Genomic DNA, 24,346 nt, shown 5'->3' with positions numbered 1-24,346 from the left:
CCATTGACGCTGCTGCGGCCGGTAACGGGCGCGTCGCGCTGGTGACGGGTGCCGCCCGGGGCATTGGCCTGGGCATCGCTGCATGGCTGATCAGCGAGGGCTGGCAGGTGGTGTTGGCCGACCTGGACCGCGAGCGCGGCTCCACGGTGTCCAAGGTGCTCGGTGAGAATGCCTGGTTTATCACCATGGACGTGGCCGACGAGAAGCAAGTCGCCCAAGGCGTCGCCGAAGTGCTTGGGCAGTTCGGACGCCTGGATGCGTTGGTGTGCAATGCTGCAGTGGCTGACCCGCGTAATATCACCTTGGAAAGCCTCGATCTGGCCTCCTGGAATCGCGTGCTGGCGGTGAACCTCACCGGCCCGATGTTGCTGGCCAAGCACTGTGCGCCGTACCTGCGTGCCCATGGCGGTGCGATCGTCAACCTGGCGTCGACCCGGGCTCGGCAGTCGGAGCCGGACACCGAAGCCTACGCTGCGAGCAAGGGCGGCGTGCTGGCCCTGACGCACGCCTTGGCGATGAGTCTTGGCCCGGAAGTACGGGTCAACGCCGTCAGCCCTGGCTGGATCGATGCGCGTGATCCGGCAGCCCGTCGCGCAGAGCCGTTGACTGCCGCCGATCACGCCCAGCATCCGGCGGGTAGGGTTGGCACGGTGGAGGACGTGGCGGCGCTGGTGGCATGGTTGCTGTCGCGCCAGGCCGGCTTCGTCACCGGGCAAGAGTTTGTCGTGGACGGTGGCATGAGCAAGAAGATGATTTACAGCGAGTAGGGTGGGTAGCCGTCTTGAAGCAATTTTGTCTTTTTCAGAAAAACTTCAAGCAGACTATTGACTTAGGTCCGCTATCTGCGTAAATTTCGCGGCCTCAACGAAGCAAAGGGTGATTAGCTCAGCTGGGAGAGCATCTGCCTTACAAGCAGAGGGTCGGCGGTTCGATCCCGTCATCACCCACCACTTCTTGAGAGTTTTGCCTTTGGGCAAGACGCAACGTTAAAGGTTGCACCGACGCGCAGCGGTAGTTCAGTCGGTTAGAATACCGGCCTGTCACGCCGGGGGTCGCGGGTTCGAGTCCCGTCCGCTGCGCCATATTTTCCAGGTTCGACGTGTCGAGCTTGAGATTGAACAGCCAAGGCTGATCAATCAGATGTTTAAAGACGGTTGAGGGTTTACGCTCAGCCGGTCAAGCGATACGCAGCGGTAGTTCAGTCGGTTAGAATACCGGCCTGTCACGCCGGGGGTCGCGGGTTCGAGTCCCGTCCGCTGCGCCATATCTGCTTCAAGGCCCACTGAACGCCTTGCAGCACAAAGAAAGCCTTTGGCTATCTTTGATCCGATAGCAAAGACCCTGGTCGAAAGACCGGGGTTTTTTGTGTCTGCGATTTGGCTCTGATCAGCAGGTTTCTGCAAGCCGCCTCGATCCCCGTGGGAGCTGGCTTGCCTGCGATGGCATCGACTCGACCTCTTCATGAGTCCGCCGTGTCGGCATCCCAGGCAAGCCGCCCAATCAGAACCCCAGCTTATCCCGCAGCCCGTAATACCAGGCGCCCATCGCGGCAAACGGCGTGCGCAATAGCTGTCCGCCCGGGAACGGGTAGTGCGGCAGGTCGGCAAACGCGTCAAAACGCTCTGCCTGGCCTCGAAGGGCCTCCGCCAGTACTTTGCCCGCCAGGTGTGTGTACGTTACGCCGTGGCCGCTGCAGCCTTGGGAGTAATAGATGTTGTCGCCCAGGCGACCGACTTGCGGTAAGCGCGACAGGGTCAGTAGGAAATTGCCTGTCCAGGCGTAATCGATCTTTACGTCCTTGAGTTGCGGGAAAGCCTTGAGCATTTTTGGGCGGATGATCGCTTCGATATTCGCCGGGTCCCGCGCGCCATACACCACGCCACCGCCGAAGATCAGGCGCTTGTCGCTGGTAAGGCGGTAGTAGTCGAGTAGGTAGTTGCAGTCTTCGACGCAGTAGTCTTGCGGCAATAGGGTCTTGGCCAGCTCATCCCCCAGCGGCGCGGTGGTGATCACTTGTGTGCCGCACGGCATCGACTTGGCCGCCAGTTCTGGCACGAGGTTACCCAGGTAGGCATTGCCGGCGACAATGATGAACTTCGCCCGGACCTTGCCCTCGGCGGTGTGGACCACCGGGTTGGCGCCGCGCTCGATGCGCACTGCCGCCGACTGCTCATAAATCGTACCGCCGAGGGACTCCACGGCTGCCGCTTCGCCCAGTGCCAGGTTAAGCGGGTGAATATGCCCGCCGCTCATGTCCAGCAGGCCGCCGATGTAATTGTCACAGGCCACCACCTCGAGGATGCGCCGCTCATCCAGCAACTCCAGTTGCGTATGGCCGTAACGCTCCCACAGGCGCTTCTGCGACTCCAGGTGGTCCATGTGCTTGCTGTTCAGTGCGGCAAATACCCCGCCGTCCTTCAGGTCGCACTGGATCTGATACTTGGCCACCCGCTCGCGAATGATCTTGCCGCCCTCGAACGCCATTTGCCCCAGCAGTTGCGCTTGCTTCGGCCCGACGCTGCGCTCGATCACATCGATATCGCGGCTGTAGCTGTTGACGATCTGCCCGCCATTGCGGCCTGACGCGCCAAACCCCACCTTTGCCGCCTCCAGGACCGTCACGCGAAAACCGTTCTCCAGCAGAAACAGCGCGCTTGAGAGGCCGGTGTAGCCGGCACCAATCACGCAAACATCTGTTTCGACTTCACCTTGCAGTACTGGGCGAGGCGGAACCGCATTCGCGGACGCGGCGTAATACGACTGGGGGTAGGGCGTGTTCGCCATCCTGGAGCCTCTGTTTTATATTTTTTACGAGTGCCCGGATCCTACCTGAGTTGAAAATTGCCTGCCAGCCGCCCGAAAAATACGGATGTACTGACCGAAAATAAAAAATTCGCATATTCATAGGGTTAGCTGCAAAAAAGATGTTGACAGCCCTCCGGAATTCCGTAGAATGCCGCCTCACAGCAGGCACGTAGCTCAGTTGGTTAGAGCACCACCTTGACATGGTGGGGGTCGTTGGTTCGAGTCCAATCGCGCCTACCAAACAAAATCCGCTCTGCTGGGCGGTCTAGAAGGGCTCACCGAAAGGTGGGCCCTTTTTTGTTGTCTGGAATTTTTGGCACAGCTTCGCCACACCCGTTCACGACGGACGATGAAGCGGGCGATCAGAAGAAAAGCTGAGCCACCGCTAGCAGGCAGATGATTTGGACGAACATTTGGCCGAGAATCTCGCCATTGAACGTTTCCATATGTGTTTGTCCGGCGTACATAGGGCCTTGCCTCCCTGTCGGTAACATTACCGTGAGCAGCGGTGCACGAACCGTGCAGCTACTTTGTTGAGTGTAGTGGCTGAATGAGAATCTTCACGCCGGGCCGACACAAGGCAATCACTCACAAAATTTATTGGTTTGCAGCAACAATTTTTCTTGTTGGACACCTCCCGCCCCCAGGCAGCAAAGTTGCCGCCATCGACGCTCGACCTTCCAGGTCAACAATAAAAAACCGAGCCGACTGCACGCCACTTCCTGCTGTGAACCCTTTGTTCACATCCTGCTGTCATTGGCGCCGCAGCGCGCGTTAAAGGACCTCACCGCCATGCAAACTGTTGTGAACTTATGGCCGCTGATCGGCGTGCTTGTGATCGTAGTTGGCTTTGTCTTGCGCTTCAATCCGCTCTTGGTGGTCACCGCCGCCGCCATCGCCACCGGGTTGGCTGCCCATTTCCCGCTGGAAAAAATCCTCGCGACCATGGGCAATGGCTTTCTTCAGACTCGCGCCCTGCAATTGATCCTGTTATTGCCCCTGGCGGTGATCGGCTTGCTGGAACGCCATGGCTTGCGCCTGCATGCGCAGAACTGGATCGCGCGTTTTGAACGTGCCACGGTCGGGCGCTTGCTGATTATTTACCTGTTTGTGCGCGAGTCGACGGCGGCCATGGGGCTGACCAGTCTCGGCGGGCATCCGCAGATGGTGCGACCGCTGCTGGCGCCAATGGCTGAAGGTGCGGCGGAAAAACGCTACGGCAAACTGCCTGACAAGCAGCGTCACAAGGTGTTGGCGATGTGTGCAGCCACCGATAACGTCGGGCTGTTTTTTGGCGAAGACATCTTTGTCGCGTTTGGTGCGATTGCGTTGATGCACACCTTCCTGCTGGGTTTGGGGATTGATGTGGAGCCGCTGCACATTGCGGTGTGGGGCATTCCTACGGCGATCTGCGCCTTCATTATTCACGCGGTCCGCCTGCATCGGTTCGATCGACGATTGACCCGTGAGATGACCGCCGTCGCCACGCCAGTGGAGGCTGCGCAATGATCATTTCCATTCAATACTTGTACTGGCTGGCCGGTGTGTTGTTGCTGATCACTGCGGGCATGATCCTGCTCGATCGCAGCCACCCCAAGCGCTGGTCCAGCGCGTTGTTCTGGCTGTTGTTCGCCATTCCGTTCCTGGCGGGGGAGCGCTTGCCGTCGGTGGTGATCGGCGCGGGCGTAGTGGTCATGGCGTTGATCGCCGGTTTGGGTGGCGTGGGGCGTGGCACCCATGCCCAATTGCACGACAAGGCGTCTCGAGCGAGTGCCGGTCGCCTGGGCCACAAGTTGTTTATCCCGGCGCTGGCGATTCCCCTGGCTACGGTGATTGGCTCGGTCTTGCTCAAGCACACCGAGATCGGCGGCGTACCGTTGCTGGACCCGAAAAACACCACGTTCGTCTCTCTGGGGATCGGCTGCCTGATTGCCCTGGGCCTGGCCTGCTGGCTGACTCGCGATACGCCGGTGCAAGCCTTGCGCGAATCCCGTCGCCTCACCGAGGCCCTGGGTTGGGCCATGGTGCTGCCGCAGATGCTGGCAATGCTCGGGCTGCTGTTCAACGAGGCCGGGGTCGGCACTGCGGTTGCCCACGTCACCACCACTTACATCAACCTGGATTTCAAGTTGGTGGCGGTGATGGTTTACGTGCTGGGCATGGCGCTGTTTACGGTAATCATGGGTAACGGCTTTGCCGCGTTTCCGGTGATGACTGGCGGCGTCGGCGTGCCGGTGCTGGTCGGCATCTACGGTGGCAACCCGGCGGTGATGGCGGCGATCGGTATGTTTTCCGGCTATTGCGGTACGCTGATGACCCCGATGGCGGCCAACTACAATATTGTGCCGGCAGCGTTGCTGGAACTGCCGGACAAAAACGCGGTGATCAAGGCGCAGTTGCCGACCGCGTTGATGATGCTGGTGGTCAATATTGTCCTGCTTTATCTGTTGATGTGAGGTCAGGATGCACACCTTACTGCTGGCGGATTCAAGCCCTTCGCTCAAGAGCTCGTGAACCTGTCGTGGGACGCTATGCGGCAGTTGGGTCGCGTGCGCTGTCCCGCCGCCGGAGCTCTGCTGGCGTTTACAAGCACCGAGGTGATCCGTAGATTGCATCGGGCCTATTTTTGTCGCCTACAAGGAAGCCACGCCGTGTCCATCCCCGGTCCTGCTGTATTTGCCCAGCGTTACCGCGCCTTCCTGTTCGATATGGACGGCACCTTGCTCAACTCCATTGCGGCTGCAGAACGGGTGTGGAGTATCTGGGCTGAACGTCATGGCCTGGATGTGGCGGCGTTCCTGACCACCATTCATGGCGCCCGCGCGATCGATACGATCAAGCGTCAGGCGCTGCCCGGAGTCGACCCTGAGGCTGAGGCGCAATGGATCACCGAGGCTGAGCTGAATGATGTCGAAGGGGTCGTGGCGATTCCCGGCGCCGTGGCGTTCTTGAGCGGTGTGCCCGGTGATCAATGGGGGTTGGTGACGTCCGCTCCCAGGGAGTTGGCGCTACGGCGCCTGCAGGCGGCGGGCATCAGTCCGCCGGCTGTGTGGGTGACGGCCGAAGATGTCGACAACGGCAAGCCCGACCCCACCTGCTATGTGCTCGCCGCGCAGCGTCTGGGTGTCGCGGCCCAGGACTGCCTGGTGTTTGAAGATGCAACGGTGGGGATTCGAGCGGGGGAGGCGGCGGGCGCGGACGTGATGGTTGTGACTTCGACGCACCTGACCCTCATGGTGACGGCACATGCTTCGATCGACGGGTATGAACAGTTTCAGGTGCAGCGCGACGCTGAAGGCTTGCTGCGCGTCGAGCGCCGAATGGATTGAGAGGAAAGGCTGCGCCCACTACCGGCCCTGGCCTTCTTCGCAAGTGCTTGGTGCGCCGGGCACCTGCAACGGATAACTTTTCACCCCCTGGCGCGATAGCACCATCTCCCTGAGTATCTCGTTGGCAAGTCGGGCAATCGCTTCTTCGCCGCCATAGTGCGCGCGCACGATGCCGGTGATTGTGAAGTGGTCGGTGTTCGGGCCGCTGAGAATGGTTGAAAGGGTGCCGTCAGTATGCAATGTGCAGGCGACCTTATAGCTGGGTAAGCGTGATGCCAGTGCAGATTCGATTTGGGATTTGCTCAGGGTGTCCATCGGCTTCAGCGCCTTTCAACTGACCGGGCAAGGGCAAGCATAGGTGCTGGGGTGGGACTGTAAATACCGACGATCCGATAGCGAGGCATTGGCGATCAACGTGCAGTTCTCCGGTGTCCCCCCAGAGCCGCGCGCTGGCACATTTTGCGCTGCACGGTTTTCTGGATTGGCTTGAGGCAGAATACAAACAGGTAGCCGCCGAGCAACAGCGTCAAGTCCAGCCACGAGGGTACATCGGTGACGTAGATGCCTTTGATTTCGAATCTCAAACCGCATTCCAACCCCGCAAAGACGAACCCGATGAGCAGGGCGATCATCCAGGAACGGGCGGCAAAGGGTCGCTTCGTGATAGGCCTCATCGATGTGCTCCTGAGTGCACTCGTATGGCGGAAGAGGGTTTCACGAGATTCGGCCGCGAATCATGCAACAAGTTCCGGGCGTGATGACAGTTTCATCTTTCAGCGACGATGAAGGGGCGGGACACGCTGAGCGCGAAAACAACGCGAGCAGGCTAAAAGGGTTTTCGCCAGCCGTTACAGTGAACGAAAAGGCTGGCTACTGAAGGCGCTTCAAGGCGTCTGGTTTTTATCTGGCGCCGTAAGGCCAGCCTGGATGCGCTGGTAAATCTCCTCGCGATGCACGGCAACATCCTTAGGTGCATTGATGCCGATTCTTACTTGCTGGCCGCTGACGCCCAGAATGGTGATCGTAATGTCATCACCGATGTTTATGCTTTCACCAACTTTACGGGTGAGTATCAGCATGGACTTCTCCTTGATTACCTTTAAGGACACATGATTCAGACAGGGCAGGTGTCGGATGTGTGTAGCTTACTGCTAAGCGCTTCCCTGTGACTGCCTCTTTTAGGACGCAGAGAGGCGACATTAATTCCCATGGCGTCATCATACAGGTCTGCGATACATGATTCGCATTGTTTAAGCCAACGTTTATGACCGCCAGAATAGGCAGTGGATGATAAAGTTGCCTCTTTATCCTTAAAGGAGCAGGGCAGTGCGTAAAGTAGCGATGGCAATGGCGGTGTTGGCATTGGCCGGTTGCGGTGAAGGCAAGCGTGTCGAAGAGCCCAAGGCGCCGCCGGCCGTGACTGAAAGCCAGCCTCAAATCGGTGCGATTGCCGCCCAGGAATGGGACGTGCGCGTCGGCTCGCCGGACCACAAGTTGCAGGCGATCACCGACCTGACCGCCTGGTTGCTGGAGCATGGTTTCAATTTTTATATCGTGAAGGAAGACGGCAAGGACGTGGTGCTGTTGGGGCCATTTCCTACCAAGGCCGAGGCTGAAGCCAAGCAGGCCCTGCTTACGGAAAAGCTGGCCCGCGCCAAGAAAAACGACACCGAGTCGCAGGTCATCGAACACAAGGTCGCGCAGTAACCGGCAGATTGAGCGGGGAAATGCCGATTTCCCCCGCTCGTTTTCAGCCGCAGGCTTTTAGATTCACCGGGCCGACGAACTCATTGCCGCGCCCCATCACACAGGCCACCGTCTGATTGCGCTGGCGCTCCCAGGCCTGCACCGGATAGGTCTTGTTCCAGGCTTCGTACAGCTGACGATCCTGTTTCGACAGGCGCAAGCCGTATTGTTTGCTCATGTAAAAATACGTCCGTGCGATCATCCCGCGAATGGACGGGCGCGGCATGACCTTCTTGGCCTTGAAGTCGACCTGGGTCAGGCATGAGCCGTACTGTCCACTTTGCACCGGCAGCCAGCCAAAACTGAAGTTGTTCCGGTCGCCATTGACCTCGCCGATGCTCGGCACGAGGTTGTGCAGGTCGGCTTCGGCGCGTTTGAACACGTCGTCATGCCGCGTACAGTTCTTACGCCCGCCATTCTGCCAGCACTGGCGCTGATGCCCGATCTGCCAGGCCGGCACGATATGTTCCCACTCGATGCGCGCGGCGCGGTTAGCGTTTTTGCGCGGGATGTAGCCGCAGGCTTTCAGGTCCACGCGGTTGCCCGTGTATTTGCAGCCGCAATAGAACTCGGTGGATTGCGGTGCGTAGAGCTTCCAGGCGATTTTCTTGGCTTCGCTGAACGTTCGGGGCGCTTGGGCATGGGCAGTGACGGCAAAAAACAGGCAAAAAAACACAGCAGTAAAACGGACACTCATTGAATCAATCTTCCTTCGGCACAACCCAGAAAATCTGCACGCCACCGTCGTCCCGGTGAGCGAGTGTGACGTTGTCGTTCTCTGCAATTTCTTCCAGCAAGCGTTGCCATTCGTCCTCCGGCTCATCCGGCAGACGGAAGATCAAGGCCGCCTTGGCTTTCTGGGCGTTGGTCGAATTGATGATTTTTTGCACGCGAAGGGCCAAGCGTTCATAGGCGCCAGGCGGGGTTGGCACTGCGGAAGAGGATTTTGCCACGGCGGATTCCTTAATAAGCTGTACGTGCATACAGTATTTGACTGTGGGCGATTTCGCAACTGCTTAAAACTCAGCACGCTCGTCTGACAGCGATTTAGGCAAATTGATGTAGGGCGGGGAGGTGGGTAGCGGGAGTTCTACGGGGAAGCAGGGGCGAGCGAATCCGCCCCTGCACAGGTGTCACCAGGAATCAGTATTCCCAGAACATCCGTTGCAGCTCTTTGCTGTCCTGAGTCTTGGTCAGGGCAACCATCGCCAGGATCCGCGCTTTCTGCGGGTTCAGGTCATGGGCAGCCACCCAGTCATACTTGTCGTCAGGCTGTTCGGCGTTGCGCAGTACGAAACCGCCGGCATTCACGTGGGAAGAGCGAATGATCTGCACGCCTTGCTTGCGCAGTTCCTGCAGAGCCGGGACGACCTTGGAGGACACCGAGCCGTTGCCAGTGCCTGCGTAGATGATTGCTTTGGCGCCGGCCTGGGCCAGGGCCTTGGCAGCAGTGTCGCTCACGTTGCCGTAACCGTAGGCGATTTCGACGTCAGGCAGGCTCTTGATGGTCTTGATGTCGAATTCAGAATCCATGGTGTGGCGCTTGGCCGGCAGGCGGAACCAGTAGGATTTGCCTTCAACCACCATGCCCAACGGGCCCCATGGGCTCTTGAACGCTTCGGTCTTGATGTTGATCATCTTGCTGACATCGCGACCCGACTGGATCTCGTCGTTCATGGTCACCAGCACGCCCTTGCCGCGGGCATCCTTGCTGCCGGCGACGGCTACGGCGTTGTACAGGTTGAGCATGCCGTCTGCCGACATGGCGGTGCCTGGGCGCATGGAACCGACTACAACGATGGGCTTGTCGGTTTTTTCCACGAGGTTCAGGAAGTAAGCGGTTTCTTCCAGGGTGTCGGTGCCGTGGGTGATCACGATGCCGTCGACGTCCTTGCTGTCAGCCAGTTCGGCGACGCGGCGACCCAGTTGCAGCAGGTTTTCGTTGTTGATGCTTTCGGACGCAATTTGCATCACTTGCTCGCCGCGCACATTGGCGATCTGGCTAAGCTCAGGAACACCGGCGATCAATTGCTCGATGCCGACTTTGGCCGCCTGGTAAGTGGCGCTGTTAGCTGCGCTGGCGCCGGCACCGGCAATGGTGCCACCCGTGGCGAGGATTACCACGTTGGAGAGTTTGGCTTTGGTTTCGACGTCTTTTGCCTGAGCGGCAGCGGGGAACAGCAGCAGAAGGGCTAGGGCGCCCGGAACAATGGTCTTCAATGCAGATTTCATTATTTTTCTCTCTGGTTTTTGATGAGTGCGGTAGCAAGTTCATCTAGAGCGCTCGGGCGGTTCTGAACGCCTCGAGGTGCTGGGAGGGAGCAGGATTTGTACCAGCCTGAAACTGCCGGTCGTTATTATGCAACCTACTGATTTAATTAGTATTTAATTGGCGTGTAGAGTGGTTTGTCTAAACGATTGTCCGGCTTTCCGAACAAAGGGCGGGTGTTGCGTTCGGTTGTCCGAAAATAATGACGAGATAGTCGCGCGCGGTTTATGTCATCGGCGTCATGGGCTGTCGTTTTAGAAAACGATCCGGCGGCGGCGATGTTTAATAACCCAGCGTGACGGACGAGAGAGTAGGGGCTAGAGGGCTTGTAGGGAGGGCGGTTTTCTTCCGTTGACAAATCTCGACAAGGTTCTCATAGTTTGACTAACGCAAACGTTTGCGAGATGTTTCACGGGTACGCCCTGAACCTCTTGAAAGCTCGTATCAGTCACCCGGGTGGGAGGGCTGCCGAAGTGTTCTTCGGTGCAAGCGTTGCTCACAATAATCATAAGATCGGAGTGAACCCATGAAGCTGCCATTCGCTGGACGTCTTCTTGCTGTCGCTGTGCTTGCCGCCGCATCTGCTGCGCTGCCTTTCTCTTCTGCATTCGCCGATGACGCCGCCGCCAAACCCAAGGTCGGCCTGGTGATGAAGTCCCTTGCCAATGAGTTTTTCGTCACCATGCAAGAGGGCGCGAAGGACTACCAGAAGACCCACGCCGCTGATTTCGACATGATCACCAACGGTATCAAGAACGAAACCGATACCAGCGCGCAGATCGATATCGTCAACCAGATGATCCTCGCCAAAGTGAACGCCATCGTCATCGCGCCGGCTGACTCCAAGGCACTGGTCACCGTGCTGAAAAAAGCCTCCGATGCCGGCATCAAGGTCGTCAATATCGACAACCGCCTGGACCCGGGCGTGCTGAAAAGCAAAAACCTCGATATTCCCTTCGTCGGCCCGGACAACCGCAAGGGCTCCAAGCTGGTGGGTGATTACCTGGCCAAGCAACTGGCTGCGGGTGACAAGGTCGGCATCATCGAAGGCGTACCGACCACCACCAACGCGCAGCAGCGCACTGCAGGCTACAAGGATGCGATGGACGCGGCTGGCATGAAGATCGTCTCCACTCAATCCGGCAACTGGGAAATCGACCAGGGTCAGAAGGTCGCCTCTGCGATGCTGAGCGAATATCCGGACCTCAAGGCACTGTTGGCCGGTAACGACAACATGGCCCTGGGCGCTGTCTCCGCAGTGCGCGCGGCAGGCAAGGCCGGCAAGGTGCTGGTCGTGGGCTACGACAACATCGAAGCGATCAAGCCGATGCTGCAGGACGGCCGTGTCCTGGCGACAGCCGACCAGGCCGCCGCACAGCAGGCCGTGTTTGGTATCCAGAACGCGCTCAAGCTGGTCAAGGGTGAGAAGGTAGACGCTCAAGACGGCGCGATTGAAACCCCGGTCGAACTCGTCCTCAAGAAGTAATCCTGGCTGCACCCAACAGCGTCCGCTCGCCCTGAGCGGACGCCTGGAGATTTTCCTATGTCATCTTCCGCCCCGAACGCTGTCCTCTCGGTCAGCGGTATCGGTAAGACCTATGCCCAGCCGGTTCTATCCGACATCACCCTGACGCTCAATCGCGGGGAGGTGCTGGCGCTGACCGGTGAAAACGGCGCAGGCAAAAGTACCTTGTCGAAGATCATCGGCGGGCTGGTCACACCGACCACCGGGCACATGCAATTCAACGGTCAGGACTACCGCCCCGGCAGCCGCACCCAGGCCGAAGAGCTGGGCGTGCGCATGGTCATGCAGGAACTCAACCTGCTGCCGACGCTGACCGTTGCCGAAAACCTGTTCCTGGACAACCTGCCCAGCCACTGTGGCTGGATCAGCCGCAAGCAACTGCGTAGTGCGGCGATCGAAGCGATGGCACGGGTTGGCCTGGAGGCGATCGACCCGGACACGCTGGTCGGCAGCCTGGGCATCGGCCATCAGCAAATGGTCGAGATCGCCCGTAACCTGATCGGCGACTGCCATGTGCTGATCCTCGATGAACCCACGGCGATGTTGACCGCCCGTGAAGTCGAGATGCTGTTTGAGCAAATCACCCGCCTGCAGGCCAGAGGCGTGGCGATCATTTATATTTCGCATCGGCTCGAAGAGTTGGCCCGTGTCGCCCAACGCATTGCGGTACTGCGTGACGGCAAACTGGTCTGCGTCGAGCCGATGGCCAATTACAACAGCGAGCAACTGGTGACCTTGATGGTCGGTCGCGAGCTGGGCGAACACATTGACCTGGGGCCACGTACCATCGGCGGCCCTGCCTTGACGGTAAAAGGACTGACCCGCGCCGACAAAGTCCGCGACGTCTCCTTTGAAGTGCGTGCGGGCGAGATCTACGGCATCTCCGGCCTGATCGGCGCCGGCCGCACGGAATTGCTGCGCCTGATCTTCGGTGCCGACTTGGCCGACAGTGGCACCGTTGCCCTGGGGTCGCCGGCCCAAGTGGTCAGCATTCGCTCGCCGGTCGACGCGGTGGGTCACGGCATCGCCTTGATCACCGAAGACCGCAAGGGCGAAGGCCTGCTGCTGACGCAATCCATCAGCGCGAATATCTCCTTGGGCAACATGCCGGAAATTTCCGGCGGCGGTGTGGTAAATAGTCGCGACGAAACCGCTCTGGCCAAGCGTCAGATCGATGCCATGCGCATCCGCAGTTCCAGCCCGGCGCAATTGGTGTCCGAGCTGTCCGGCGGCAACCAGCAGAAAGTCGTGATTGGGCGCTGGCTGGAGCGCGACTGCTCGGTGATGCTGTTCGATGAGCCGACCCGCGGCATCGACGTGGGTGCCAAGTTCGACATTTATACGTTGCTCGGTGAATTGACCCGTCAGGGCAAAGCGCTGGTGGTGGTGTCCAGCGACCTGCGTGAGCTGATGTTGATCTGTGACCGCATCGGCGTGCTGTCTGCCGGGCGGTTGATCGAGACCTTCGAGCGCGACAGCTGGACCCAGGATGAATTGCTCGCCGCCGCCTTTGCTGGCTATCAGAAACGTGATGCGCTGCTCAACGACGCAGTGCTTAGGGATACCCCATGAAAACAACAACTTCGCCCGGTAAAACGGGTGGCAACTTTTACGGCATGGGCACCTACCTGGGGCTGGCGGGTGCGTTGCTGGCGATGATTGCGCTGTTCTCGGTGCTCAGCGATCACTTCCTGTCCTACGACACCTTCAGCACCCTGGCCAACCAGATCCCGGACCTGATGGTGCTGGCGGTGGGCATGACCTTCATCCTGATCATCGGCGGTATCGACCTGTCGGTGGGCTCGGTGCTGGCCCTGGCGGCGTCGGCGGTCAGCGTGGCGATTCTCAGCTGGGGCTGGAGCGTGTTGCCGGCCGCCGTGCTCGGCATGGGTTGCGCCGCGTTGGCCGGCACCATCACCGGTTCGATCACCGTGGCCTGGCGAATCCCGTCGTTTATTGTGTCCCTTGGTGTGCTGGAAATGGCGCGCGGCGTGGCGTACCAGATGACCGGTTCGCGCACGGCCTATATCGGAGACTCCTTTGCCTGGCTGTCCAACCCGATTGCCTTCGGGATTTCGCCTTCGTTCATTATCGCTTTGCTGGTGATCGCCGCCGCCCAATTGGTGTTGACCCGTACTGTATTCGGCCGTTACTTGATCGGTATCGGTACGAATGAAGAGGCTGTGCGTCTGGCTGGGATCAATCCCAAGCCTTACAAGATCCTGGTGTTTAGCCTGATGGGCCTGCTGGCCGGTGTCGCGGCGCTGTTCCAGATCTCGCGCCTGGAAGCGGCGGACCCGAATGCCGGGTCTGGTCTGGAGCTGCAAGTGATCGCGGCAGTGGTGATCGGCGGCACCAGCCTGATGGGCGGACGCGGCTCGGTGATCAGCACGTTTTTCGGTGTGTTGATTATTTCGGTGCTGGCGGCTGGCCTTGCGCAGATCGGTGCTACGGAACCCACCAAACGCATCATCACCGGTGCCGTGATCGTGATTGCCGTGGTCCTCGATACCTACCGCAGCCAACGCGCAAGTCGGCGAGGCTGAACCATGGCGACGATTAAGGATGTGGCAGCGCTTGCAGGTATTTCCTACACCACCGTGTCTCATGTAGTGAACAAGACGCGCCCAGTCAGCGAGCCGGTACGCCTCAAGGTGGAAGCCGCGATCAAGCAATTGGACTATGTGCCCAGTGCCGTGGCGCGTTCGCTCAAGGCCAAGACCACCGCCACCATCGGCCTGCTGGTGCCCAACAGCCTCAACCCGTATTTCGCCGAGCTGGCCCGGGGTATCGAGGACTATTGCGAGCGCAATGGCTATTGCGTGATCCTCTGCAACTCCGACGACGACGCGGAAAAACAACGCAGTTACTTGCGGGTGTTGCTGGAAAAGCGCGTCGACGGTTTGATCGTGACCTCGGTGGGCGGCGACGACAGCGGCCTTGCCGCGGGCTTGAGCGCGGTGCGCACGCCGATGGTGATCGTCGACCGGGCGCTGGATGGTATTGATGTCGACCAGGTGCGCATTGATCATGAGCAGGGCGCCTACTTGGCGACCCGACATTTACTTGAACTGGGCCATCGTGATATCGCCTGCATCGGCGGTCCCTGCCATACCCGCGTGGCACAAATGCGTCTGGCTGGGTATCACCGCGCTTTGCGCGAGGCGGGCGTCGATGTGGCGGCCAATCGCACCCAGGAAAGTGACTTCACCAGCATCGGCGGTTATGCCGCTGCGGTGAAGTTGCTGTCGGAAAACCCGCCGAGCGCGATTTTCGCGAGCAACGACATGATCGGTTTCGGCGTATTGCGTGCAGCGGCCGAGCGCAACATCCGCGTGCCGGGTGAATTGTCGGTGATCGGCTTCGATGATATTCAAATGGGCCGTTACGTGTACCCGGCGCTGACCACGGTCGGGCAGTCGATCGTGCAATTGGGCGAGACGGCGGCCGAGTTGTTACTGCGACGAATTGCGACCCCCCAACTGCCGATCGATCAACGCATCGTGACGCCAAGTATTGTCTTGCGTGAGTCGACGGCGCCACTCGCCGGTGTGTTCGCCCAATACCGCTGAACCGAATTGATGAGTACTGATGTATGCCAGCAAAAGTAGTGGTAGTAGGCAGCTTGAATATGGACCTGGTGACCCGTGCCAGTCGGTTGCCCCGCGCCGGTGAAACCCTGATAGGCCAGTCGTTCTCCACCGTCCCCGGTGGCAAGGGCGCCAACCAGGCCGTCGCGTCGGCGCGGCTGGGGGCCGAGGTTGCGATGATCGGTTGCGTCGGCACTGACGCCTACGGCGGCCAGTTGCGCGATGCGTTGCTGGTGGAAGGCATCGATTGCCAGGCTGTGAGCCGCGTCGACGGTTCCAGCGGCGTGGCGTTGATTGTGGTGGATGACAGTAGCCAGAATGCGATCGTGATCGTTGCCGGCAGTAACGGTGAGCTGATGCCCGCTTCGTTGCAGGCGGCTGACGCGGTGTTGCAGGCCGCCGACGTAATCGTCTGTCAGCTTGAAGTGCCGCTGGAGACCGTCGGGTATGCGCTCAAGCGCGGGCGTGAACTGGGTAAGACGATGATCCTCAATCCGGCCCCGGCCAGCGGTCCTTTACCGGCGCAGTGGTACGCCTCGATCGATTATCTGATCCCCAATGAAAGCGAAGCCACCGCCCTGAGCGGCGTGACGGTGGACTCCCTGGACAGCGCCAAGCTCGCCGCGATGCAGTTGATCAAGGCTGGCGCCGGTAAAGTCATCATCACCCTAGGTGCTCAGGGCGCACTGTTCAGCGACGGCAAGCATTTTGAGCATTTGCCCGCGCCAAAGGTCAAGGCGGTGGATACCACGGCTGCCGGTGACACGTTTGTCGGCGGCTTTGCCGCAGCGCTGGCCGATGGCAAAAGCGAAGCAGAGGCTATTCGTTTTGGCCAGGTGGCTGCCGCGCTGTCAGTCACCCGCGCGGGTGCGCAACCCTCCATTCCTACGCTGCACGACGTTCAAGGTTTTGTGTCCTCATGAAAAAGACACCGCTGCTCAATATTGCCCTGTCACGCCTGATCGCCTCCCTTGGTCATGGCGACATCCTGGTTATCGGTGATGCGGGCCTGCCCGTGCCGCCGGGCGTCGAGTTGATCGACCTGGCACTGACCCAGGGCATTCCCGACTTCATCAGCACCTTGCGCGTTGTGCTCAGTGAAATGCAGGTGGAAAACCATGTGCTGGCCGAAGAAATCCTGCTCAAGCAACCGCCGGCACTCAGTGTGCTCAACGCCCTGACCGACCAGGCGGCGCTCGGCGAGCGGCGTCTGGTCAGCCACGAAGCTTTCAAGCAATTGAGTCGCGGTGCGCGTGCCATTGTCCGCACAGGCGAGTGCCAACCTTATTGCAATATCGCGCTGGTGTCCGGCGTAACGTTCTAGAGTTCCCCAACGACAAGGAGTGTTTTATGCACCGTCGTCTTCCAACCCTGAAAAATCTGTTCCGGAGTGTTCTGCTTTTGTCCGCACTCACCGCAGCGAGCGCCCAAGCGGCGGAAAAAATCGACCTGATCATCGACACTGACCCAGGTGCCGACGATGTAGTGGCCTTGCTGTTTGCGATGGCTTCCCCGGAGGAGTTGAACATTCGGGCGCTGACCACCGTCGCCGGCAATGTGCGCCTGGACAAGACTTCGCGTAACGCGCGCCTGGCCCGTGAGTGGGCAGGGCGTGAGGATATCCCGGTGTATGCGGGCGCGCCGAAGCCGCTGCTGCGCACGCCGATCTACGCCGAAAATATCCACGGCAAGGAGGGCATCTCCGGTGTCGCCGTACACGAGCCGAAAAAATGCCTGGCCGAAGGCAATGCCGTTGATTACCTGATCAAGACCCTGAGCACCGCCAAGCCCCACAGTATCACCATCGCCATGCTTGGCCCGCAGACCAACCTGGCGCTGGCGCTGACCCAGGCGCCTGAAATCACCCAAGGTATCAAGGAAGTGGTGGTGATGGGGGGCGCGCACTTCAATGGCGGCAATATCACACCGGTGGCCGAGTTCAACCTGTTCGCCGACCCGGTCGCAGCCGAAATTGTGCTCAAGAGCGGCGTCAAGCTGACCTATCTGCCGTTGGACGTGACCCACAAGGTGCTGACCAGTGAGGCGCGCCTGAAGAAAATCGCCGACATCAAGAACAATGCGAGCAAAGTCGTCGGCGATATTCTCAATGAATACGTAAAGGGCGATATGGAGCACTACGGCATTCCTGGCGGCCCGGTGCACGACGCTACGGTCATCGCGTACCTGCTCAAGCCGTCGTTGTTCAGTGGGCGTCAGACCAATATGGTGGTGGACAGCCGCGAAGGACCGACCTTTGGCCAGACCATCGTCGATTGGTATGACGGACTGAAGCAGGAAAAGAATGTGTTCTGGGTTGAGAATGGCGACGCCCAAGGCTTTTTCGATCTGCTGACCGAGCGCCTGGCGCGCCTGAAGTAAGGTGATTGCCGGTCGGCGCTCGCTGGCCGGTTCTTATTCGCGCCCGGGGTTGTGGGCGCCCATGTGATTGGCCGGGTATTTCTCGAAAACCTGGCCAATGAACGCTTGCGCGGCCTGGGTGCCCAACTCCTTGACCAGCAGGTCGATACCGATGATCGCCAATTCTTCCGGGCTTCCGGGGCTGTAGGAGCTCTGCCCTTGGGGCCACTTGGCTTTGATGTCGGCTTGGAGCGTTACGGTGGTCATGGGGGGACTCGCGAGCAGGAAGTACGGGGTAATGCGCTAAAACGCGGTTCTTACTCCGGCAGTTAACCATTTTGTACGGCATTTGGCACTGCTACTTATGCATGAGGTATTTCGGAATGGGGCCGGCCGTGTGCGACACTGTCAGCCTGTTTTAATTGCCGGGGAACACCGCGTGCAGATCGACTTGAACAACCCCGAGAACCTGACACTGACCGCCGTGCGCCAACTGCTCGCCAGTGCCAGCGACGATGAACACACCCAATTGCGAGTCACCAGGGCTGGTATTGCCTACATTTCCTCCGGCGAGGCTGTCGGGGGAGTCGATATCGATGGGTTGCTGTTTCGCCTGGAAACCTGGGCCAAGGGCTCCGGCTACGTCGGAAATGTGGCCGCCAGCGATGAGGTCTGGGTCACGCAGATTTTCAATGCTTTGAAACAGAATTGGCCAAAACCGCCGTTTGACTACATCGATATCTACTGAATTCGTTCATATCTGGTGACGATTGACCGGGCGAATGCTTGCCCTGAGTCAGGCAGACTTGCCAGCGAGCGATTTACGTCTTGAAACCAATCCGCCTGACTGCTGTCGCACGATCTCTGTCCATTTTTTATCATAGGAGGCTTCATGCCTTGGAAGCTCGCATCATTCGGTACTTTGTTGGCAGCACTCGCGTTGGCGGGTTGCAGCACCCCGGGTACCTCTGAGCCAGCCAAAGACGCCGCCGTGACCGATGCAGGTCATAGCCGCTGTGAGGCGAAGGCCGCTGAGTTCACGATCGGCCAGAAAGCCTCGCCGCAGTTGCTGGAGCAGGCGCGTACCCGTGCCGGTGCGCAGAACGCCCGAATTCTCAAGCCTAACGATATGATCACCCTGGAATACCGTTCCGACCGCCTGAACCTGAACACCGACGACAATCTGGTGATCACCCGGGTCAATTGCGGCTGATAGCCACAGGCTTTTGCAGCGCCCATAAAAAACCCCGTCACATGGACGGGGTTTTTTTAGCTCAGCGGAGAATTACTCGCCGCGAACCTGTGCAGCTTGCATACCCTTTTGGCCTTTCTCAGCCACGAAGGAAACGGTTTGGCCTTCTTTCAGGCTTTTGAAACCGTCGCTTTCGATAGCTTTGAAGTGTACGAACAGGTCGTCACCGCCACCTTGAGGAGTGATGAAGCCGAAGCCTTTTTCATCGTTGAACCATTTAACGGTGCCGGTTTGGCGATTAGACATGGTGTATCTCCAAGAAACATATATTTTCAGTAGTGCTGTGCTGCTCAGGCCAACTGGGCACACAGGGCTATCATAGTCGAAATGTTCGGCTTGGGAGCCCCCCCAAGGCACTGTTTGCTAATCAATAGCCTTGGGTTTAGTCCTTCGGTTGGCTGAAAGCCCCAATCTACGGGGCTTGTGCTCGAAATATCAACTGGTAAAAAAAGCCGTAAAAGCTGCGTAATTTGTGCGAAATGGCAGTTTTAAGAGGGTTTTTACTGAAAAACTGCCATCCGAATCGCGGCGATTCTTAGTTTTTCTTCACGACTTTGCAGGACGAAATAGCCGCAACCGCTTTGTTTTTTAGCGGCTGGCTCGCGTTCTGGTTCGTCATGAGTTCCTTGATTTCCGCGGTGCTCAATTCGGCATTGATTTTGTCGGCGCCGCATTCGCAGTGTTCTTTGGCGGTTTTGGCGTCCACGTTCTGGCTGGCGGCTGAGCTGCAGTCATTCACGAACGCGTCCCTGGCACCCGCAGGCCAGTTCGAAGGGGCCGCTGCGTGTGCGCCAAGGGAGATAAGGGTAAGGGATGCTGCAAGCGCAAAAGTTGAGGAAAAACGCATCATTAAATGCTCCAAAGTCGTGAGGACGAACGGCGATTCTCGATGGGTTTGAGGGCCGGCGTACAGCCCAAGTTCACTTTTCCCTCTATAAAGGCGGGAATTTGTTATTACCTGCGGCGCTGCGGGCGCGATGACCGTTCATCTGTGCTAGCATCTTGCGCTTGGCTATTTCCGGGCGCGCCAAATGCCGCCTTGCCATGTTCCTTTTTTTTCCACTCCAGTCACTCTGGTTCGATCATCGGTTGGCCGAAAGGCTCCTGCCGCTGTAAGGCAGGCGTTCATCACTGAACGGCCTGGTATTGGATCTTGTACTGGCTCATCCCAACCCACGTGACCTTTGGTAGGGGTCACCACTAGGAGAGGAGGCGCCATGCCAACTATTACTCTTCCCGACGGCAGTCAACGTTCATTCGATCATTCGGTTTCCGTAGCCGAGGTCGCCGCATCCATTGGTGCCGGCTTGGCCAAAGCCACCGTGGCCGGCAAGGTCGACGGCAAGCTGGTCGACGCCAGCGACCTGATCACCACTGATGCCAGCCTGCAAATCATCACGCCCAAGGATCAAGAGGGGCTGGAGATCATTCGCCACTCTTGCGCGCACCTGATTGGCCACGCGGTCAAGCAGCTGTACCCGACGGCGAAAATGGTGATCGGTCCGGTCATTGACGAAGGCTTCTATTACGACATCGCCTACGAGCGTCCTTTTACTCCGGACGACTTGGCTGCGATCGAACAGCGCATGCACGCGCTGATCGAAAAAGATTACGACGTGATCAAGAAAGTCACGCCGCGCGCTGAAGTGATCGACGTGTTCACCGCCCGTGGCGAAGACTACAAGCTGCGCCTGGTGGAAGACATGCCGGACGAGCAGGCCATGGGCCTGTACTACCACGAAGAATACGTCGACATGTGCCGTGGCCCGCACGTGCCGAACACGCGTTTCCTCAAGTCGTTCAAGTTGACCAAACTGTCCGGCGCCTATTGGCGTGGCGACGCTAAGAACGAGCAGTTGCAGCGCATCTACGGCACTGCCTGGGCTGACAAGAAGCAGTTGGCCGCCTACGTCCAGCGCATCGAAGAGGCCGAGAAGCGCGACCATCGCAAGATCGGTAAGCGTTTGAACCTGTTCCACCTCCAGGAAGAAGCGCCGGGCATGGTGTTCTGGCACCCGAACGGCTGGACCCTGTACCAAGTGCTTGAGCAGTACATGCGCAAGGTTCAGCGCGAAAACGGCTACCTAGAGATCAAGACTCCCCAGGTCGTTGACCGCGGCCTGTGGGAGAAATCCGGGCACTGGGCCAACTACGCTGACAACATGTTCACTACGCAGTCGGAAAACCGCGACTACGCCATCAAGCCGATGAACTGCCCATGCCACGTGCAGGTGTTCAACCAGGGCTTGAAGAGCTACCGCGAGTTGCCGATGCGCCTGGCCGAGTTCGGTGCCTGCCATCGTAACGAGCCGTCGGGTGCGCTGCACGGCATCATGCGCGTGCGTGGCTTCACTCAGGACGACGCCCACATCTTCTGCACCGAAGAGCAGATGCAGGCCGAATCCGCTGCGTTCATTAAGCTGACCATGGACGTTTATCGCGATTTCGGCTTTACCGAAGTCGAAATGAAGCTGTCCACTCGTCCGGAAAAACGCGTCGGTTCAGATGAGCTGTGGGATCGCGCCGAAGCGGCACTGGCCGCTGCGCTAGACAACGCGGGCCTTGCGTATGATCTGCAGCCGGGTGAGGGCGCCTTCTACGGCCCGAAAATCGAGTTCTCGCTGAAAGATTGTCTTGGTCGTGTCTGGCAATGTGGTACTTTGCAGCTCGATTTTAACCTGCCGATCCGTCTGGGAGCCGAATACGTCTCCGAAGACAACAGCCGTAAACACCCGGTTATGCTGCACCGGGCGATCCTCGGCTCATTCGAACGGTTCGTCGGTATCCTGATCGAGCACTACGAGGGCGCATTCCCCGCGTGGTTGGCTCCGACCCAGGCAGTGATCATGAATATCACTGATAAACAGGCCGATTTTGCTGCTGAAGTTGAAAAAACTCTCAACGAAAGCGGATTTCGTGCCAAGTCCGACTTGAGAAATGAAAAGATCGGCTTTAAAATCCGCGAGCATACTTTGCTCAAGGTTCCCTATCTTTTGGTTATCGGAGATCGGGAAGTCGAGATGCAGACTGTCGCTGTGCGTACTCGTGAAGGTGCTGACCTGGGCTCGATGCCCGTCGCCCAGTTCGCTGAGTTCCTCGCGCAAGCGGTTTCCCGGCGTGGTCGCCCAGATTCGGAGTAATTACTATTAAGCGTGAAATGAGACAAGATAAACGAGCTGCACCGAAAGCCCCGATCAACGAGAATATCTCGGCACGCGAGGTTCGGTTAATTGGGGCTGAGGGTGAGCAGCTTGGGATTGTGTCAATTGAAGACGCGCTTCTTAAGGCTGAAGAAGCCAAGCTCGATTTGGTGGAGATTTCCGCCGATGCTATACCGCCTGTCTGCAAGCTGATGGACTACGGCAAATCGATCTTCGAGAAGAAGAAGCAGGTTGCCGCTGCCAAGAAAAACCAGAAGCAGATCCAGGTTAAAGAAATCAAGTTTCGTCCAGGGACGGAGGAAGGGGATTACCAGGTAAAACTGCGCAACCTGGTACGTTTCCTGAGTGATGGGGACAGGGCCAAGGTATCCTTGCGATTCCGCGGCCGTGAGATGGCCCACCAGGAGCTGGGGATGGAACTCCTCAAGCGGGTTGAAGCTGACCTGCTCGAGTACGGTTCGGTCGAACAGCATCCTAAGATGGAAGGACGCCAACTGATCATGGTCATCGCCCCGAAAAAGAAGAAGTAATCAATAGGGCACGGCAGGCCTTCTGATTATGTTTATCAACTGAATGCGGAGTATCCGAACATGCCAAAGATGAAGACTAAAAGTGGTGCTGCTAAGCGGTTTCTGAAAACTGCTAACGGTATCAAGCACAAGCACGCTTTCAAGAGCCACATCCTGACCAAAATGTCGACCAAGCGTAAGCGTCAACTGCGCGGTAGCAGCTTGCTGCATCCGTCTGACGTGGCAAAAGTCGAGCGCATGCTGCGCCTTCGTTAATTTTGGATCAAGAATAGAGGAAGTAACTCATGGCTCGTGTTAAGCGTGGCGTCATGGCCCGTAAGCGTCACAAAAAAATTCTGAAACTTGCTAAAGGCTACTACGGCGCGCGTTCACGCGTATTCCGTGTTGCCAAACAAGCGGTAATCAAGGCAGGCCAATACGCCTACCGTGACCGCCGTCAGAAAAAACGTCAGTTCCGCGCTCTGTGGATCGCTCGTATCAACGCTGGTGCTCGTGTTAACGGTCTGTCCTACAGCCGTTTCATTGCTGGCCTGAAAAAAGCGTCCATTGAGATCGACCGTAAGGTTCTGGCTGATCTGGCAGTGAACGAAAAAGCGGCGTTTGCTGCGATTGTCGAGAAAGCTAAAGCCACCTTGGCTTAAGTACCCCCGACAGTCACCCTGGGCTACTCCTGTGGCCCAAGGTGTTAAACGTCATAAATAGGGGAAGAGCCTTCAAGCTCTTCCCCTATTTTGTATCTGGAGTCTGTACATGGAAAACCTGGACGCGCTCGTCGCTCAAGCTCTTGAGGCTGTGCAAAGCGCTGAAGATATCAATGCCCTGGAGCAAATCCGGGTTCACTACCTTGGCAAAAAGGGTGAATTGACTCAGGTGATGAAGACCCTGGGGAATTTGCCGGCTGAAGAGCGTCCGCAAGTCGGAGCGCTGATCAACGTCGCCAAGGAGCGTGTCACAGAGGTTCTCAATGCGCGAAAGGCGTCGCTCGAGGAGGCCGAACTTGCGGCCAGGCTCGCCGCCGAGTCCATTGACGTGACCTTGCCTGGCCGTGGCCAGGCCTCGGGCGGTCTGCATCCGATCACCCGGACTCTGGAGCGTATCGAGCAGTTCTTCACCCATATCGGCTACGGCATCGCCGAAGGCCCTGAGGTCGAAGACGACTATCACAACTTCGAGGCGCTCAACATCCCAGGCCATCACCCGGCCCGGTCGATGCACGACACCTTCTATTTCAACGCGAACATGTTGTTGCGCACCCATACCTCGCCGGTACAGGTCCGCACCATGGAAGCGAACAAGCCGCCGATCCGCATTGTCTGCCCAGGCCGTGTGTACCGCAGCGACTCCGATATTACCCACTCGCCGATGTTCCACCAGGTCGAAGGCCTGCTGGTCGATCGCGATATCAATTTCGCCGACCTCAAAGGCACCATCGAAGAGTTCCTGCGGGTGTTCTTCGAGAAAGAGCTGGCGGTGCGTTTCCGTCCATCGTTCTTCCCGTTCACCGAGCCTTCCGCTGAAGTCGACATGGAATGCGTGATGTGCAGCGGTAAAGGCTGCCGCGTCTGTAAGCAGACCGGCTGGCTGGAAGTGATGGGCTGCGGCATGGTTCACCCCAACGTGCTGCGCATGTCCGGGATCGACCCGGAAGAGTTCTCGGGCTTTGCCTTCGGCATGGGCGTTGAGCGTCTGGCCATGCTGCGTTACGGCGTGAACGACTTGCGTCTGTTCTTCGACAACGACTTGCGGTTCCTCGCGCAATTTCGCTAGTCGTAACGAATCTT

Annotated in this window: 29 protein-coding genes and 4 tRNA genes; 23 read left to right on the top strand and 10 right to left on the bottom strand. The window is 58.5% G+C overall.

The annotated features are described in order from the left end of the window. Positions 1 to 2: 2 nt before the first annotated feature. The 4 genes from P3S72_RS20895 (at position 3) to P3S72_RS20880 (ending at position 1,264) form a co-directional block, all read left to right on the top strand. Complete coding sequence (locus P3S72_RS20895) at positions 3 to 767, top strand: SDR family oxidoreductase (RefSeq protein WP_276197967.1); 765 nt, start codon at positions 3 to 5, stop codon at positions 765 to 767. A gap of 107 nt (positions 768 to 874) precedes the next feature. Then, positions 875 to 950, top strand: a tRNA-Val gene (locus P3S72_RS20890). Between the two features lie 55 nt (positions 951 to 1,005). After that, positions 1,006 to 1,082, top strand: a tRNA-Asp gene (locus P3S72_RS20885). 105 nt (positions 1,083 to 1,187) lie between these two features. Continuing rightward, positions 1,188 to 1,264: transfer RNA gene (locus tag P3S72_RS20880), tRNA-Asp, on the top strand. 236 nt (positions 1,265 to 1,500) lie between these two features. Here the strand turns inward: P3S72_RS20880 and P3S72_RS20875 are convergent. Next, positions 1,501 to 2,784: an FAD-binding oxidoreductase gene (locus P3S72_RS20875; RefSeq protein ID WP_276194058.1), complete on the bottom strand. Its 1,284-nt coding sequence runs from the start codon at positions 2,782 to 2,784 to the stop codon at positions 1,501 to 1,503. A 184-nt stretch (positions 2,785 to 2,968) separates the two neighbouring features. Here P3S72_RS20875 and P3S72_RS20870 point away from each other — a divergent pair. The 4 genes from P3S72_RS20870 to P3S72_RS20855 all read left to right on the top strand — a co-directional run bounded on the left by P3S72_RS20870 (position 2,969) and on the right by P3S72_RS20855 (position 6,134). Further along, positions 2,969 to 3,045, top strand: a tRNA-Val gene (locus tag P3S72_RS20870). A gap of 552 nt (positions 3,046 to 3,597) precedes the next feature. Next, positions 3,598 to 4,314, top strand: coding sequence for a DUF969 domain-containing protein (locus P3S72_RS20865; protein WP_276194057.1), 717 nt, complete (start codon positions 3,598 to 3,600; stop codon positions 4,312 to 4,314). After that, a complete protein-coding gene (locus P3S72_RS20860; RefSeq protein WP_276194056.1) occupies positions 4,311 to 5,261 on the top strand; it encodes a DUF979 domain-containing protein in 951 nt (316 codons plus the stop codon). The genes P3S72_RS20865 and P3S72_RS20860 overlap by 4 nt, the downstream gene beginning before the upstream one ends. Positions 5,262 to 5,456: 195 nt before the next feature. Further along, entirely contained in the window at positions 5,457 to 6,134 is a 678-nt protein-coding gene (locus P3S72_RS20855; RefSeq protein WP_276194055.1) for an HAD-IA family hydrolase, read from the top strand. 18 nt (positions 6,135 to 6,152) lie between these two features. On the opposite strand, the gene P3S72_RS20850 is transcribed toward P3S72_RS20855, so the two are convergent. The 3 genes from P3S72_RS20850 to csrA form a co-directional block, all read right to left on the bottom strand. Further along, a complete protein-coding gene (locus P3S72_RS20850) occupies positions 6,153 to 6,449 on the bottom strand; it encodes a hypothetical protein (RefSeq protein ID WP_276194054.1) in 297 nt (98 codons plus the stop codon). 95 nt (positions 6,450 to 6,544) lie between these two features. Next, positions 6,545 to 6,808 carry a hypothetical protein gene (locus tag P3S72_RS20845; RefSeq protein WP_276194053.1) on the bottom strand — a complete coding sequence of 88 codons (264 nt, stop codon included), beginning with the start codon at positions 6,806 to 6,808 and terminating at the stop codon, positions 6,545 to 6,547. 210 nt (positions 6,809 to 7,018) lie between these two features. After that, positions 7,019 to 7,213, bottom strand: a complete 195-nt coding sequence (csrA, locus tag P3S72_RS20840) for a carbon storage regulator CsrA (protein ID WP_003192511.1) — start codon at positions 7,211 to 7,213, stop codon at positions 7,019 to 7,021. A 247-nt stretch (positions 7,214 to 7,460) separates the two neighbouring features. Here csrA and P3S72_RS20835 point away from each other — a divergent pair, with 247 nt between their 5' ends. Beyond that, complete coding sequence (locus P3S72_RS20835) at positions 7,461 to 7,841, top strand: SPOR domain-containing protein (protein WP_276194052.1); 381 nt, start codon at positions 7,461 to 7,463, stop codon at positions 7,839 to 7,841. 43 nt (positions 7,842 to 7,884) lie between these two features. Here P3S72_RS20835 and P3S72_RS20830 read toward each other — a convergent pair whose 3' ends face one another. The 3 genes from P3S72_RS20830 to P3S72_RS20820 form a co-directional block, all read right to left on the bottom strand. Further along, entirely contained in the window at positions 7,885 to 8,577 is a 693-nt protein-coding gene (locus P3S72_RS20830; protein WP_253397505.1) for an endonuclease I family protein, read from the bottom strand. 4 nt (positions 8,578 to 8,581) lie between these two features. After that, the gene (locus tag P3S72_RS20825) at positions 8,582 to 8,833 is read right to left on the bottom strand and encodes a DUF1654 domain-containing protein (protein WP_276194051.1); all 252 of its coding nucleotides are present in this window, start codon (positions 8,831 to 8,833) and stop codon (positions 8,582 to 8,584) included. Between the two features lie 190 nt (positions 8,834 to 9,023). Next, on the bottom strand, positions 9,024 to 10,112 hold the full coding sequence (locus P3S72_RS20820) for an asparaginase (RefSeq protein WP_276194050.1): 1,089 nt from the start codon (positions 10,110 to 10,112) through the stop codon (positions 9,024 to 9,026). A 563-nt stretch (positions 10,113 to 10,675) separates the two neighbouring features. Between P3S72_RS20820 and P3S72_RS20815 the strand changes: the two genes are divergently transcribed. Genes P3S72_RS20815 through P3S72_RS20785 form a run of 7 tightly spaced genes read left to right on the top strand, consistent with a single transcriptional unit; the run spans position 10,676 to position 17,643 of the window. Next, positions 10,676 to 11,635 (top strand): sugar ABC transporter substrate-binding protein, encoded by a 960-nt coding sequence (locus P3S72_RS20815; RefSeq protein WP_276194049.1) that lies wholly within the window; start codon positions 10,676 to 10,678, stop codon positions 11,633 to 11,635. Between the two features lie 57 nt (positions 11,636 to 11,692). Further along, a complete protein-coding gene (locus P3S72_RS20810; protein ID WP_276194048.1) occupies positions 11,693 to 13,246 on the top strand; it encodes a sugar ABC transporter ATP-binding protein in 1,554 nt (517 codons plus the stop codon). Then, positions 13,243 to 14,220 (top strand): ABC transporter permease, encoded by a 978-nt coding sequence (locus P3S72_RS20805; RefSeq protein WP_276194047.1) that lies wholly within the window; start codon positions 13,243 to 13,245, stop codon positions 14,218 to 14,220. Before P3S72_RS20810 ends, P3S72_RS20805 begins: the two co-directional genes overlap by 4 nt. A gap of 3 nt (positions 14,221 to 14,223) precedes the next feature. Further along, a complete protein-coding gene (locus P3S72_RS20800) occupies positions 14,224 to 15,246 on the top strand; it encodes a LacI family DNA-binding transcriptional regulator (protein ID WP_276194046.1) in 1,023 nt (340 codons plus the stop codon). A gap of 23 nt (positions 15,247 to 15,269) precedes the next feature. Beyond that, entirely contained in the window at positions 15,270 to 16,187 is a 918-nt protein-coding gene (rbsK, locus tag P3S72_RS20795; RefSeq protein ID WP_276194045.1) for a ribokinase, read from the top strand. Then, positions 16,184 to 16,588: a D-ribose pyranase gene (gene rbsD, locus P3S72_RS20790; protein WP_276194044.1), complete on the top strand. Its 405-nt coding sequence runs from the start codon at positions 16,184 to 16,186 to the stop codon at positions 16,586 to 16,588. The genes rbsK and rbsD overlap by 4 nt, the downstream gene beginning before the upstream one ends. 26 nt (positions 16,589 to 16,614) lie before the next feature. Next, positions 16,615 to 17,643 (top strand): nucleoside hydrolase, encoded by a 1,029-nt coding sequence (locus P3S72_RS20785; RefSeq protein ID WP_276194043.1) that lies wholly within the window; start codon positions 16,615 to 16,617, stop codon positions 17,641 to 17,643. Between the two features lie 33 nt (positions 17,644 to 17,676). Here the strand turns inward: P3S72_RS20785 and P3S72_RS20780 are convergent, their stop codons facing one another. Beyond that, a complete protein-coding gene (locus P3S72_RS20780; RefSeq protein ID WP_247395793.1) occupies positions 17,677 to 17,889 on the bottom strand; it encodes a hypothetical protein in 213 nt (70 codons plus the stop codon). Between the two features lie 172 nt (positions 17,890 to 18,061). Between P3S72_RS20780 and P3S72_RS20775 the strand changes: the two genes are divergently transcribed. Further along, positions 18,062 to 18,370, top strand: a complete 309-nt coding sequence (locus tag P3S72_RS20775) for a hypothetical protein (protein ID WP_276194042.1) — start codon at positions 18,062 to 18,064, stop codon at positions 18,368 to 18,370. A 144-nt stretch (positions 18,371 to 18,514) separates the two neighbouring features. Continuing rightward, complete coding sequence (locus P3S72_RS20770; RefSeq protein WP_017847669.1) at positions 18,515 to 18,835, top strand: I78 family peptidase inhibitor; 321 nt, start codon at positions 18,515 to 18,517, stop codon at positions 18,833 to 18,835. 72 nt (positions 18,836 to 18,907) lie between these two features. On the opposite strand, the gene P3S72_RS20765 is transcribed toward P3S72_RS20770, so the two are convergent. Further along, positions 18,908 to 19,120, bottom strand: coding sequence for a cold-shock protein (locus P3S72_RS20765; protein WP_003234260.1), 213 nt, complete (start codon positions 19,118 to 19,120; stop codon positions 18,908 to 18,910). Between the two features lie 289 nt (positions 19,121 to 19,409). Further along, complete coding sequence (locus tag P3S72_RS20760) at positions 19,410 to 19,724, bottom strand: hypothetical protein (protein WP_276194041.1); 315 nt, start codon at positions 19,722 to 19,724, stop codon at positions 19,410 to 19,412. A gap of 367 nt (positions 19,725 to 20,091) precedes the next feature. Here P3S72_RS20760 and thrS point away from each other — a divergent pair, with 367 nt between their 5' ends. From thrS to pheS, 5 genes are all read left to right on the top strand, one after another. Continuing rightward, positions 20,092 to 22,014, top strand: a complete 1,923-nt coding sequence (gene thrS / locus P3S72_RS20755) for a threonine--tRNA ligase (protein WP_276194040.1) — start codon at positions 20,092 to 20,094, stop codon at positions 22,012 to 22,014. Further along, a complete protein-coding gene (gene infC / locus P3S72_RS20750) occupies positions 22,014 to 22,565 on the top strand; it encodes a translation initiation factor IF-3 (protein WP_247395830.1) in 552 nt (183 codons plus the stop codon). Before thrS ends, infC begins: the two co-directional genes overlap by 1 nt. Before the next feature lie 60 nt (positions 22,566 to 22,625). After that, on the top strand, positions 22,626 to 22,820 hold the full coding sequence (rpmI, locus tag P3S72_RS20745) for a 50S ribosomal protein L35 (RefSeq protein ID WP_002553160.1): 195 nt from the start codon (positions 22,626 to 22,628) through the stop codon (positions 22,818 to 22,820). Between the two features lie 29 nt (positions 22,821 to 22,849). Beyond that, positions 22,850 to 23,206 (top strand): 50S ribosomal protein L20, encoded by a 357-nt coding sequence (rplT, locus tag P3S72_RS20740; protein WP_003219940.1) that lies wholly within the window; start codon positions 22,850 to 22,852, stop codon positions 23,204 to 23,206. Positions 23,207 to 23,315: 109 nt separating this feature from the next. Continuing rightward, a complete protein-coding gene (gene pheS, locus P3S72_RS20735; RefSeq protein WP_276194039.1) occupies positions 23,316 to 24,332 on the top strand; it encodes a phenylalanine--tRNA ligase subunit alpha in 1,017 nt (338 codons plus the stop codon). The last annotated feature ends 14 nt before the right edge of the window (positions 24,333 to 24,346 follow it).

It is taken from the genome of Pseudomonas sp. D3, from assembly GCF_029320995.1.
Lineage (GTDB): Bacteria > Pseudomonadota > Gammaproteobacteria > Pseudomonadales > Pseudomonadaceae > Aquipseudomonas > Aquipseudomonas paraveronii.
This window is presented reverse-complemented; position numbering and strand designations above follow the sequence as displayed.